Below are 11376 nucleotides of genomic sequence, written 5' to 3' on the forward strand. Positions count from 1 at the left end.
CTTGTTATTGATTTATAAGAGCACGTTCATGCTCAGCTTTCCGTTCAATGTTCTCAAAAGCCCGTGCCATAGCGAGACGCACGCATTTGGCTAAGGTGTCGCCAAAGAGCGAATAGGTGCCAGAGTCAGTTAATACATCCCCATTGGTATCGATAGTAAGAATGACACCATCAGTAGCCGTACCAGTGGCATAGGCACCACTAATTAGACTTTTAATTTCTGCGTCTCTAAAGGCTGCACTTTTAGCTTCTGTAATGGTAATCAAAGCTTTGGTTAAAGCACCATCAGTAAGGGCTTTGTTGGTGAACACTAGTAAATTGATGGTGCCCGGTTGATGGAATTCACCATCTTTTTCTTCGTAGTAGAAGCCATCTCCGGCACAGTGAGCAGTAGCTTCAAAGCCGGCGGTTGCAATCGTTTCAACAATTACATCGCCTGCCGTTACTTGGGCATAGACATGAAATTCCATAGTGGCACTGGTAATAAGGCCCGTGCAAAAGTTTAAGGGATAATCTTCTTGCTCAAATTCAGCGCTTAAATAGCCTGCCGCAGAACCGCCAGGTAATTCCTTTTCTGTATTCACAAAGAAGGGTAAATTTTGATTGCGAATGGCCATTATGTGATGAAGGCCACCGTTTAATGGTCCTGTGCTGAGGCTATAACGAACTTCGTCAAAAGCGACAACAATGGACGTATTATTTACGGTTACTTGACCACCAACCGCTAAGTGCGCAGGCACTTGGTAAGGGTTATTAACAGGATGTTTAGTCATAGGAACTCCGATTCATGATACATTCGTATAGATAGTATATACTGAGGTATGCATACATTTTAAATGCAAGTAAAAGGGCTTTTTGTTAGCCTATTAATATATCTTAGCATATTGTTATCATATATGCTTTTTTAGTTTTTGTCATCATTGTTTTATGTTAATTCTGTGTAAGTGTCATCCTTGATGGGGCTTATATGGGGAGAGAGGAGTTTGTATGTTATTAGCTAGTGCAACAACTGAGTCTGTATCGACTACGGTAAAAACACAAGTGGCAGATAGTGTAAGTTATTTAGATAAATTGATAGACTTTTTTTTAGACCATGGTCCTAGTATCATTGTCGCTATTCTTATATTTTTAGTGGGTATGTATATTGCACGTTTTATTCGTGATGTGGCGATGCGCATGATGACACGTGCTAATTATGACCACACAGTTATTTCCTTTGTAAGCCAAATTATTTACTATGGAATTCTAGCGATTGTTTTATTAACAGCTTTAAACTCGGCAGGGTTCCCAACAAATTCGTTATTGGCCGCCTTTGGTGCCTTTGGTTTAGCCATTGGCCTTTCTTTACAAAACAATCTATCAAACTTTGCATCGGGTTTATTAATTCTGATTTTTAAGCCATTTAAAGCAGGGGACTTTATTACAGTAGGGGAAATTTCAGGGACAGTACGAAGCATTCAATTTATGAATACTACGATTATGACTAAGGAAATGCGTACTGTATTTATTCCTAATTCTATGTTAACGTCTCAGCAAGTTACTAATAGTACATATTATGAAACGAGAGTGGTTCCTTTTGTCTTTGACATAGGCTATAATAACAACCACCATCAAGCAATTGAAGTGATTAAAGAAATTATGCAAAATGATGAGCGCATAGTAAACCGAGAAACTGTTGAGATTGGTATTAGTGAATTTGGAGAGAACTCCGTTCGCATTTCTGCATATCCTGTTGTAAAAAATGGTGATTATATGGCTGTTTTTTATGACACTATGTCATCGGTGAAAGATCGCTTTGATGAAGAAGGTATTGATATTCCATATCCACAACGAGTAGTGCATGTGCAGCGCAGTGGGATGGATGAAGGGGCTAAGCCTTTAGGTGATATGAGTCAGTATATGAAATAAGGATTTAATAGCATGAAGTGTTGTAAAAAAATTGTGTGGCCTATGTTAGTAGGTTTACTTGTGAGTAGTTTTAGTATGACTGAAGTGCCAGTATTGGCGGCCACTACATCGGCTAACGATGTAGTGGTGAGTAATGCGTTGCCAGTACCTTCCTTTGCAGCTGAAGCGGCAGTATTAATTGAAGCTGAAACGGGGCGGGTTTTAGTTTCTCATAATGCTAATAAACGCCTTCATCCAGCGAGTACGACTAAAATGGTGACTTTATTGACGGCGTTAAAGCATCAAGGTACACGCCTTGATGAGTTGGCAACTATTAGCCCTTATGCAGCGTCTATGGAGGAATCTAATTTAGGGGTTCGTACGACCGACCAGTTGCCACTACAAGCGGTGGCTGAAGGTATGATGGTAGCCAGTGGCAACGATGCGGCAGTAGTGGTAGCGGAGAATGTAAGTGGCTCTGTATATCGCTTTTCGTTGGCTATGAACGAAATGGCTAAAGAAGCAGGGGCGACGAATAGTTATTTCTTAAATCCTCATGGTTTAACTGAAATGGGGCATTATTCGACGGCTATGGATTTAGCTAAAATAGCGGCGTATGGTATGCGCATGCCTATGTTCCGTGACTTTGTGGGCGATGATTTTTATAAGGTGCCTTATGAAAATAGATCGCCACAATGGGTGAGAACAACGAATCATTTCATTCGTAGCAAATATGCTGGTGCTAATGGTTTAAAAACTGGATATACAGAGGCCGCTGGAGAATGTTTGATTGCTTCAGCGACTCGTGATGGCCGTACATTAATCGTTGTATTGTTAAATGACGATAATCGTTGGGTTGATGCGCCAGCTTTATTAGACTATGGCTTTGCTGTATTGAATAGTAATAAGTAATGTGATAAATAATAAGTGAGGAGATAAGAGGAGTTTAGTTTGGAACTAACAAAGACAAAAAGTGCGTTTTTTGCGTTCTTACGGCGATTGCGCTTTATTCGTCGTTGGGGCCTTATGCGTAATACGGAAGTAGAAAATAATCAAGAACATAGTTTAGATGTAGCCTTTATTGCTCATAATTTAGGCTTGTTACATAATTTAAAAGGTGGCCAAGTCGATGTGAATCGGTTGGCCGTATTGGCTATGTATCATGATGTAAGTGAGATTTTTACTGGTGATATGCCTACGCCTATTAAGTATTTTCACCCTACGTTACGTGAATTATATGGTGAGGTGGAACGATTGGCGCAGGAAAAAATTCTCCATACATTACCCCCAGAATTACAAGCTGCTTATGAACCTATGCTATTAGGTAAAATGAGTGATGAAGAGGCTAAGTTATTAAAAGCGGCTGATACTTTGGCGGCCTTTATGAAATGTGCCATAGAGAAGCAGGCTGGCAATGGGGAGTTTAATGAGGCTTATGAGAGTATATTAAAAAAGCTCCACGCCATGGAGTTACCAGCAGTGGAGCAATTTTTAGATTTATATATGGAGCCATTAACAGCGTCCTTAGATACTTTGAATTATTCTTCTTTAGAAGATTGAATGCTTTGAATCCCTTCGGAAGACGGCGTGTTGTTGCTACTTGGGGAAGACGATGTGTTTTCCATAATGTGAGCATTGCGTAGTAAAGTAGCCTTGCCGCGCCAAGCAAAAGCCCTGTGACCAAAGGCTGCCTTAAAGGTTCTATTAGTCAAAGGTTCTAATTCCGATGCACTCACATAGGGTTCAATGTGACGGAATTCAGGAATTGGGGTTGTGGGAAGGTCTCGATTATGAGGACACACTTCTTGACAAATATCGCAGCCCCAGATTAGGGGAGAACGGCGTAGAATCGTTAGTTCTTCGTTGGTTAGTTCGCCTTTCTTTTGGGTAAGATAACTTTTGCAAGTTTCATAGCCAAAATCGGAACGTCCCAGTGATTGGCCAGGGCAAGCTCTAACACAACTATTGCAACTCATGCAGGCTCCTTCCATAGGTGTATCAGCCGGTAGGGGGCAAGTAGTGAGTAAGGTGCCGATAGAGGTGTAACTCCCCCAAGTAGGATGGATAAGAGCTCGATTTCTACCAAATACACCAAGACCTGCTAGATAGGCCATATAACGGTCGGCTAAGGGGGAGGTGTCGCAGTGGATTTCAAATTCTACTGTTTCATCTAGTGCTTGCAAAGCTTTGCCAAATCGTGTTAAGTAGTCAGGAATGACTAAATGATAGTCAGGGCCCCAAGCATAACGAGGTAGGTTGATTGGTTGCTCAACGGGCATATCCTCAGGCCGTATATAGTAGGGAAAGAGGCACACAATAGCACTTCGAGGTTGAGATAGTTGCGTGTTCCCCGTTAAGCGTTCTTCTAAAGAGCCATTAATAAAAGGGCAAGGATTATCGGTTGCGATAAATTGAGTGGCTTCTTTGGGTAAGGGCCAAGGGGCAATCCCAAAAGCCGGAATATTTAATTGTTTTGCTATTTTATTCAAATCGTTTCGTGTTATCATAATAAAGTTATTATTACAAATTTCGTGAAAAAAAGCGATACTTATTTTACAGGTATAGATGTAGGAGGCTCATCATGTTGATGTATCGGCAATTATTGCAACCGAAAACGGTAGCAGAAGCCTATGATTTGGCGATGAAATATCGTTTTATGCCACTTCTGGCTGGCGGTGCTTGGATTGGCTTAGGTAGTTGGCGCTGGCCTATGGTTATTGATATGTCTGGTTTAGGACTCGATTATATTCGTGAAAACGATACCTATTTTGCTATTGGTGCTATGGCGACTCAAGGTGATGTGGAGCGATTTGAGCCATTTCAGACCTTTGGCAATGGCGTGTTACCTAAGGTTGTGCATTCCGTACTAGGTGTACAATTTCGTAATATGGCTACGATGGGTGGTTCTGTAGCGGCTCGGTTTGGTTTTTCTGATATTATTCCTTCGTTATTAGCGTTACAGGCAGACGTAGTCTTATATAAGCATGGGATTATGAGCTTAACTGAGTTCTTGGCGTTGCGGGAGCGTGATGTGTTAGTCGAAATTCGTATTCCTAAAACAAAAGCCATTATAGCGGCTGAAAATTTACGTAAATCTGTGTCTGATTTTCCGTATTTAACGGGGGCTTTGCGTAAAGATGAGACGGGTTACCACCTATATATTGGCTGTCGGCCGGCGGTGGCAAGAGAAGCCGTCCAGGCAGGCGAGATTTTAACAGCTAAAGGGACGGCTGGTTTAACTGAGGCTATGGAAGCAGCTGCTAGGGAAATTCCGTTTCAAACTAATTCACATGCGTCGTCTAGTTATCGCCAAGCGATGACAAAAGTAATAGTGAAACGCTTGGTGCAGGAGGTAGAGCAGTGGACGTAAAATTAACTGTTAATGGGAAAGTTTTAGAAACTACGATTGAAGCCGATGAAATGTTATTGACTACATTGCGCAAGCAAGGCTATTTCAGCATGCGCCGTGGTTGCGATACTATGAACTGTGGTCTTTGCACAGTGTGGCTTGATGGAAATACAATTTTGTCATGTTCCTATCCTACATTTCGGGCTCATGGCCATGAAGTAATCACATTAGAAGGATTGGCGGATGAAGCGGCTTTGTTAGCAGATTGTTTAGCTGCTGAAGGGGCCGATCAATGTGGCTATTGCACTACGGGCATGATGATGAGTGCCATGGCTTTGCGCCGTAAAAATCCCAATCCTACAGATGAGGAAATTAAAGACTTTTTAGTGGGAAATTTATGTCGTTGTACTGGTTATGAATCTCATTTACGTGGTATTCGACGCTATTTAGCGGAGGTGGAAGCATGAGGGAGCAACAACAGCGAAAGCATGTAGGTAAATCCTATAAAAAAGTAGACGCCAGTACGATTTTAAGTGGTCGTCCTGCGTATACGGAAGATTTTATTCCCCCTCATGCGTTAGTTATTAAAATTTTACGTAGTCCTTATGCAATGGCTAAAATCATTGATATTGATTTAAAATCTGCTTTGCGTATACCTGGGGTAGAGGCTATTTTTACATATAAAGATGTGCCTAAGACACGCTTTACTTTGGCAGGGCAAAGCTATCCAGAGCCATCGGCGTATGATTCGTTAATTCTTGATCAATATGTGCGCTATGTAGGGGATGCCGTAGCTATTGTAGTAGCTAAAGATGAAAAAACAGCCTTTCAAGCTATGCAGGTCATTCATGTAAAATACGATGTGATGGAGCCTGTATTAGATATTCATACAGCGTTAGATCATCCTACGGTAGTTCATCCAGAAGATGATTTGCATTATAATTTGCCGGTAGGGGGCGACCCAAAACGAAACTTAGCATGCTCCTATAGTCGTGTAGCTGGCGATTTAGAAGGCGAGTTAGCTAACTGTGACTATGTGGTAGAAGAAACTTATTTTGACCAAGCGACATTGCAAACAGCGATGGAAACGTTTAGAACATTTTGTACTATCGATCAGTTTGGTCGTTTAGTGTGTACTAGTTCGACGCAAATTCCGTTCCATGTAAGACGTCACATTGCACGTGCTTTGGAAATTCCGGCCACTAAAATTCGCGTTATTAAACCGCGTATTGGCGGAGGCTTTGGTTCTAAGCAAACCGCGTGTACAGAGCTGTATTGTGCCTTTGTAACTTGGACTTTGAAGAAGCCCGCTGTATTAGTGTATAGCCGTCATGAGGCAAGCAATTGCTCAACCAGTCGTCATGCCCGTGAGTGGAAGGTGCGTTTAGGGGCTACTAAGGATGGCATTATTCAAGTGATTGACATGGTAGCAACATCTGATGCGGGTGCTTATAGCACGCATGCGTTTACTACTTTTACAGCTGGCGAACATAAGTCAGTGCCTTTGTATAATAAAGGCAAAGCCGTGCGCTATGAGTCCAATATTGTGTACACAAACCATATGGCAGGGGGGGCTTTCCGTGGTTATGGCGCAACCGAAGCTCTTTGGCCATTAGAATGTGCTGTTACTAAGTTGGCTAAAGCTATGGATATGGATGAGAGTGAATTACGCTTAAAAAATTTGATTGGCGTAGGCGAAACTTCCTTAGTTTATGAGCCTGATGAAATATTGGAATCTGGTCTATTAAAAGAAGCCATTGCAAAAGCTAAAAAAATGGCTCGCTGGGATGAACGACCTCATAGTTGGCAAATTGATGAAACCCATCGGGGTGGACTAGGTATGGCGTTGGCTTTCCAAGGTTCTGGAGTAGCTAAAATTGATACAGCCTCGGTAGAAATAAAGTTACAAGATGATGGCTATTATACGTTATACACTGGCTCTACCGATATGGGGACGGGTGCTAATACCGTATTGTTACAGATGGCCTGTGAAGTGTTAGGCTGTCCGTTAGATCATATGACCTGTTATGAAGCGGATACAGATGTTGTGCCTTTTGATCCAGGCTCTTATGCATCGAGTACTACTTATGTAACAGGCACAGCGGCTAAATTGGCAGCTGAAGATTTAAAAGCCAAATTAATTCGTACCTTTGCTACTTATTTAGAGGTGCCTGAAGAAGATATTGAATTTGATGGCGTTATGGCAAATACAAAAGATGGTAGTAAAACGATGACTACTAAAGAATTAGCGCCTAAATTAATGGTTAGTTTAGGTCATAAGCCAGAACAATTAGTAGGATTTGCTACTTGGGGTAGCCATACATCACCACCACCATTTATGGTAGGGATTGCTGAAGTGAGTGTAGATATGGAAACGGGCCAAGTGACGCCGCTTGATTTTTATGCGGTCGTTGACTGTGGTACCATCGTAAATCCAGCGTTAGCAAGAGTTCAAGCAGAGGGTGGTATAGTACAAGGTATTGGTATGGCTTTGACAGAGGACATACGATATTCCTCGCGTGGTGTCTTAGAGACTAATAACTTTATGAGTTATAAAATACCAACTCGTCGTGATATAGGTCGTATTCATGTAGATTTTGTAGAATCTCATGAGCCAACGGGGGCTTTTGGGGTTAAATCCATTGGTGAAGTAGTTATTAATACTTCTTGTCCGGCGATTCAAGGCGCTATTTTAAATGCCTGTGGTGCGGAATTAACAACATTACCTATGAATTCAGAAAAGGTATTTCAGGCTTTGATGGCGAAAGAGTAAAGGGTAGGTATTTAATTTCGAGCAGAACTGTAGGCTCGCACTGAGGAGGAATAGCCATGACGATGCAAGCAAAACATTGGAGTTCGTTGATTCAACCAGGCATTACAGCCATTGTAGGGGCTGGTGGTAAAACAACGGTACTCGCTAAATTGGTAGAATATGGTGGGTTACAAGGGCAACCAACATTAGTGACGACTACGACAAAATTATATGAGTCACAAGTGGCTTTGTGGAATCCTTATTATGGTACTGATTTTAATGAGGCTGAAGAGGCCTGTCATAAAGCTATGCATCGAGGTCGCTGTGCTGCTTGGTTTAGTGGCATAGAAGGGACAAAGGTGACTTCCTTATCTGCGAATGCCATTGATGAAATGCATATGGTTCATCCTAAGTGGCAGATTTTAGTTGAGGCTGATGGGGCGAAAGAAAAATGGTTGAAAGCACCTAAAACATCTGAGCCAGTGATTCCTGCTAAAACGACTACTACCATTGGGGTTGTAAATTTACAGATGCTAGGGACACAACTTACGGAAGAGCATGTGCATAATTTAGAAGGGGTTTCTGCCATTATGGAACGCCCAGAAGGCGCAGTTGTTACGCCTTCTATGTTGGCTCGCTTAGTGCTTCATCCAGAAGGTTTATTCCAATATAGCCGCGGTCGCCGTATATTATTCTGTACTGGTTACGATACGGTGCAGCATCGCATTATTGATGACTTTTTAGACCGCTTAGCTGATAGTAAATTGGCTATGGTAGTATTAGCTGATGGTTATAAAGCAAGTTGTGAAATTGCCCGTGTTATTCGTTGGCAATAAGGCAGGCATATTGATATGGTCATAGATGTAGTTATATTAGCGGCTGGTCTTAGTCGACGCATGGGGCTTTGTAAAGGTCTGTTGCCTTGGGGCGAAGGGACTTTGTTAGAGCAAGCTTGTAAAGTATATCGGCATTTAAGTGGCCAGCGCATTGTAGTAGTTGGAAAAGAGGCGGATTTAATGAAGCCTCTTGCACATACTTATGGATTTCAAGTTGTGGTGAATGAGCAACCTGAATTAGGTCAAGGGGGATCACTTGCGCTTGGTATACAAGCAGTAGATACAACAGCAAATCCTGTATTATGTGCTGTTGTGGATCAACCTTTGATGACTGAGGCGATTGTTCAAGCGTTAGTACAAGCTTATGAACAAGAGGCTCAGGATGGTAAGACTATTATTTGTCCGTTATATGGCCCTAGTAAAGAGCGGGGCAATCCGGTTATCTTTGGTCCGTATTGGAAGCAAGGGCTTCAAAACATTACCGCTGATCATGGCGGTCGAGAAATTTTGCAGGGAATTGGTAAACCCTATATTAGGTTCGTCGAAATTAAAGAACCGGCAGGCGTAGATGTAGATACGCCTGATGAATATGAACAGTTGTATAATATGTGGGGTAAACTATGAAACCTTTAGTATTGATGCGTGGCGGCGGTGATATTGCTTCTGGCTGTGTATACCGCTTGCGTCGCGCTGGTTTTCGTGTTGTAATTAATGAATTACCCATTCCTACGATGATTCGGCGCAAAGTTTGTTATGGTGCCGCTGTCCATCGTGGTGAAGTGTTATTAGAGCGATTAGCAGCTCGTCATGTAACGTTGGCTGAAGCACAGGCCATGGTACAAGAAGGGCATGATATTATTCCCGTAGTAACAGAAGCGTATGAAACAGTATTAAAAACATTACAACCAGATATTGTTGTCGATGCGATTTTAGCTAAACGCAATGTAGGTACACATAATGATGATGCAGCATTAGTTATCGCTTGTGGCCCTGGTTTTGTGGCTGGTGAGGATGTTGATGTCGTAGTGGAAACTATGCGTGGTCATACTTTGGGACGCTGTATTTATGAAGGGGCGGCTTTGCCTAATACGGGTATCCCTGGTAGTGTGGGTGGTTATACCATTGAACGGGTAATGCATGCTCCTTGTGAAGGTTTATTTACGGCAAAGCGTCATATTGGTGAGGAAGTTGAAGCTGGTGAAATTATTGGCTTTGTAGATGAAACACCAGTTAAATCGCAAATTGCCGGTATATTGCGAGGCGTTTTGGCATCCGGTTTGATGGTAACTAAAGGCTTTAAATTAGCTGATGTGGATGCGCGGTGTGAAAAATTTCACTGTTATACGATTTCTGATAAAGCATTAGCTGTAGCTGGTGGTGTTTTAGAAGCTGTGTTAGCCTTTTGTTATGAGCAAGAACAAGAAATAACAACAAAATGAGGAGACTTATGAATGTATATGATGTAATTGAGCAGCGCCTTAGTGAAGATAAAAAGTCAATTATGGTAACGGTGCTGACGGGAGAACGTCAAGGGGATAAAGTAGTATATGGGGAAACGGGCGATGTTGTATATGGTCAGCCCATCGACGGTTTGGCGATAAAACCAGATCAGCGGCCTAGTGTATTAAATCTAGGCGCTATGGAATGTTTTGTCCAGCCTGTTGAAAAAGACCCAGAAGTATTAGTACTCGGCGCGGGTCATGTCAGTCGTTGTATTGCGGATATGCTTTTATTTATTGGTTGTCATGTAACGGTAGTGGATGATCGAGCTGAATATTTGAGGCCTGATTTCTTTGATGAACGAGTACGCCGTTTATGTTTAGATTTTAATGACTTGGCGTCTCAATTACCTTTAAATAGTTATAAAGGGATTATCATAGTAACGAGAGCACATGAATATGATAGTATTTGTTTAAATCAAGTGCGTCATTTAGTAGATACTACCTACATGGGCGTTATGGGGAGTCATAAACGTGTATTCCATGCTTTTGAAGTATTGAAAGAAAGTGGCTGGACGCAAACTGAATTAGATAAGATTTATGCGCCTATAGGTCTATCCTTAGGGGCTGAAACACCCGAAGAAATTGCTCTATCTATAGTGAGTGAGTTCTTGGCCGTAACGCGTGGTCGTAAGGCAGGATTTTTATCGCGAGGAGGTCAAGGTCGATGAAACGTGAATTTGTTAAATATTTGCAAGGTCGTGAAACCGATACCTTAGCGGTGGCCACTATTTTGCAAACGAAAGGATCTACGCCGCGTAAGGCGGGGACAACTATGGTAGTTCATCCTGATGGCTCTATTTTTGGTACGATTGGTGGTGGCCGTGCAGAGAACGAAATTCGTTTAAACGCATTAGACGCTTTGCAAAAAAAAGAAAATCATCGCCGTATTTTAGTAGACCTTAATGATGATGTAGCCGTTAAAGAAGGTATGGTTTGCGGTGGCAATTTAGATGTTTGGATTGAAACCCAAAATGTATAAAATAGGTTACATCCTTGGTTGACAATATTTTACAGCGAACTGAAAATAAGGTAAAATAAAAGAGTACCTGTG

The 11376-nt window shown here is 41.9% G+C and carries 13 protein-coding genes; 11 read left to right on the forward strand and 2 right to left on the reverse strand.

Annotated features, from left to right (window positions below):
• Positions 1-4: 4 nt before the first annotated feature.
• A complete protein-coding gene (locus tag NFR44_RS04915; protein WP_251441571.1) occupies positions 5-772 on the reverse strand; it encodes an adenosylcobinamide amidohydrolase in 768 nt (255 codons plus the stop codon).
• 214 nt (positions 773-986) lie between these two features.
• Here NFR44_RS04915 and NFR44_RS04920 point away from each other — a divergent pair, with 214 nt between their 5' ends.
• From NFR44_RS04920 to yfbR, 3 genes are read left to right on the forward strand one after another with little or no spacing between them, the layout of a single operon-like run.
• Positions 987-1907 (forward strand): mechanosensitive ion channel family protein, encoded by a 921-nt coding sequence (locus tag NFR44_RS04920; RefSeq protein WP_251441572.1) that lies wholly within the window; start codon positions 987-989, stop codon positions 1905-1907.
• A gap of 12 nt (positions 1908-1919) precedes the next feature.
• Positions 1920-2798 (forward strand): D-alanyl-D-alanine carboxypeptidase family protein, encoded by an 879-nt coding sequence (locus NFR44_RS04925; protein WP_251441573.1) that lies wholly within the window; start codon positions 1920-1922, stop codon positions 2796-2798.
• Between the two features lie 39 nt (positions 2799-2837).
• Positions 2838-3446 (forward strand): 5'-deoxynucleotidase, encoded by a 609-nt coding sequence (yfbR, locus tag NFR44_RS04930; RefSeq protein WP_277612516.1) that lies wholly within the window; start codon positions 2838-2840, stop codon positions 3444-3446.
• On the opposite strand, the gene NFR44_RS04935 is transcribed toward yfbR, so the two are convergent.
• Positions 3425-4393 carry an epoxyqueuosine reductase gene (locus NFR44_RS04935; protein WP_251441574.1) on the reverse strand — a complete coding sequence of 323 codons (969 nt, stop codon included), beginning with the start codon at positions 4391-4393 and terminating at the stop codon, positions 3425-3427. The genes yfbR and NFR44_RS04935 overlap by 22 nt on opposite strands.
• A gap of 74 nt (positions 4394-4467) precedes the next feature.
• Here NFR44_RS04935 and NFR44_RS04940 point away from each other — a divergent pair, with 74 nt between their 5' ends.
• The 8 genes from NFR44_RS04940 to NFR44_RS04975 are packed head-to-tail and all read left to right on the forward strand — an operon-like array spanning position 4468 to position 11304.
• Positions 4468-5256, forward strand: coding sequence for an FAD binding domain-containing protein (locus NFR44_RS04940; protein ID WP_251441575.1), 789 nt, complete (start codon positions 4468-4470; stop codon positions 5254-5256).
• Positions 5247-5702 carry a (2Fe-2S)-binding protein gene (locus tag NFR44_RS04945; protein WP_251441576.1) on the forward strand — a complete coding sequence of 152 codons (456 nt, stop codon included), beginning with the start codon at positions 5247-5249 and terminating at the stop codon, positions 5700-5702. The genes NFR44_RS04940 and NFR44_RS04945 overlap by 10 nt, the downstream gene beginning before the upstream one ends.
• Positions 5699-8008 (forward strand): xanthine dehydrogenase family protein molybdopterin-binding subunit, encoded by a 2310-nt coding sequence (locus NFR44_RS04950; protein ID WP_251441577.1) that lies wholly within the window; start codon positions 5699-5701, stop codon positions 8006-8008. Before NFR44_RS04945 ends, NFR44_RS04950 begins: the two co-directional genes overlap by 4 nt.
• Positions 8009-8064: 56 nt before the next feature.
• A complete protein-coding gene (yqeC, locus tag NFR44_RS04955; protein ID WP_251441579.1) occupies positions 8065-8823 on the forward strand; it encodes a selenium cofactor biosynthesis protein YqeC in 759 nt (252 codons plus the stop codon).
• 15 nt (positions 8824-8838) lie between these two features.
• On the forward strand, positions 8839-9447 hold the full coding sequence (locus NFR44_RS04960; RefSeq protein ID WP_251441580.1) for a nucleotidyltransferase family protein: 609 nt from the start codon (positions 8839-8841) through the stop codon (positions 9445-9447).
• Positions 9444-10262: a selenium-dependent molybdenum cofactor biosynthesis protein YqeB gene (gene yqeB / locus NFR44_RS04965; protein ID WP_251441581.1), complete on the forward strand. Its 819-nt coding sequence runs from the start codon at positions 9444-9446 to the stop codon at positions 10260-10262. Before NFR44_RS04960 ends, yqeB begins: the two co-directional genes overlap by 4 nt.
• An 8-nt stretch (positions 10263-10270) precedes the next feature.
• The gene (locus tag NFR44_RS04970; RefSeq protein ID WP_251441582.1) at positions 10271-10993 is read left to right on the forward strand and encodes an XdhC family protein; all 723 of its coding nucleotides are present in this window, start codon (positions 10271-10273) and stop codon (positions 10991-10993) included.
• Entirely contained in the window at positions 10990-11304 is a 315-nt protein-coding gene (locus NFR44_RS04975; protein ID WP_251441583.1) for an XdhC family protein, read from the forward strand. The genes NFR44_RS04970 and NFR44_RS04975 overlap by 4 nt, the downstream gene beginning before the upstream one ends.
• The last annotated feature ends 72 nt before the right edge of the window (positions 11305-11376 follow it).

Origin of the sequence: Veillonella intestinalis (genome assembly GCF_943193155.1) — a bacterium.
Taxonomy (GTDB): domain Bacteria; phylum Bacillota; class Negativicutes; order Veillonellales; family Veillonellaceae; genus Veillonella_A; species Veillonella_A intestinalis.

Bases quoted from the DNA above. Each gene is read 5' to 3' on its own strand.
- NFR44_RS04960 (WP_251441580.1), top strand. From the start codon at position 8,839: ATGGTCATAGATGTAGTTATATTAGCGGCTGGTCTTAGTCGACGCATG.
- NFR44_RS04935 (WP_251441574.1), bottom strand. From the start codon at position 4,393: ATGATAACACGAAACGATTTGAATAAAATAGCAAAACAATTAAATATT.
- NFR44_RS04970 (WP_251441582.1), top strand. From the start codon at position 10,271: ATGAATGTATATGATGTAATTGAGCAGCGCCTTAGTGAAGATAAAAAG.
- yqeC (WP_251441579.1), top strand. From the start codon at position 8,065: ATGACGATGCAAGCAAAACATTGGAGTTCGTTGATTCAACCAGGCATT.
- NFR44_RS04925 (WP_251441573.1), top strand. From the start codon at position 1,920: ATGAAGTGTTGTAAAAAAATTGTGTGGCCTATGTTAGTAGGTTTACTT.
- NFR44_RS04940 (WP_251441575.1), top strand. From the start codon at position 4,468: ATGTTGATGTATCGGCAATTATTGCAACCGAAAACGGTAGCAGAAGCC.
- NFR44_RS04950 (WP_251441577.1), top strand. From the start codon at position 5,699: ATGAGGGAGCAACAACAGCGAAAGCATGTAGGTAAATCCTATAAAAAA.
- yqeB (WP_251441581.1), top strand. From the start codon at position 9,444: ATGAAACCTTTAGTATTGATGCGTGGCGGCGGTGATATTGCTTCTGGC.
- NFR44_RS04915 (WP_251441571.1), bottom strand. From the start codon at position 772: ATGACTAAACATCCTGTTAATAACCCTTACCAAGTGCCTGCGCACTTA.
- NFR44_RS04975 (WP_251441583.1), top strand. From the start codon at position 10,990: ATGAAACGTGAATTTGTTAAATATTTGCAAGGTCGTGAAACCGATACC.
- NFR44_RS04920 (WP_251441572.1), top strand. From the start codon at position 987: ATGTTATTAGCTAGTGCAACAACTGAGTCTGTATCGACTACGGTAAAA.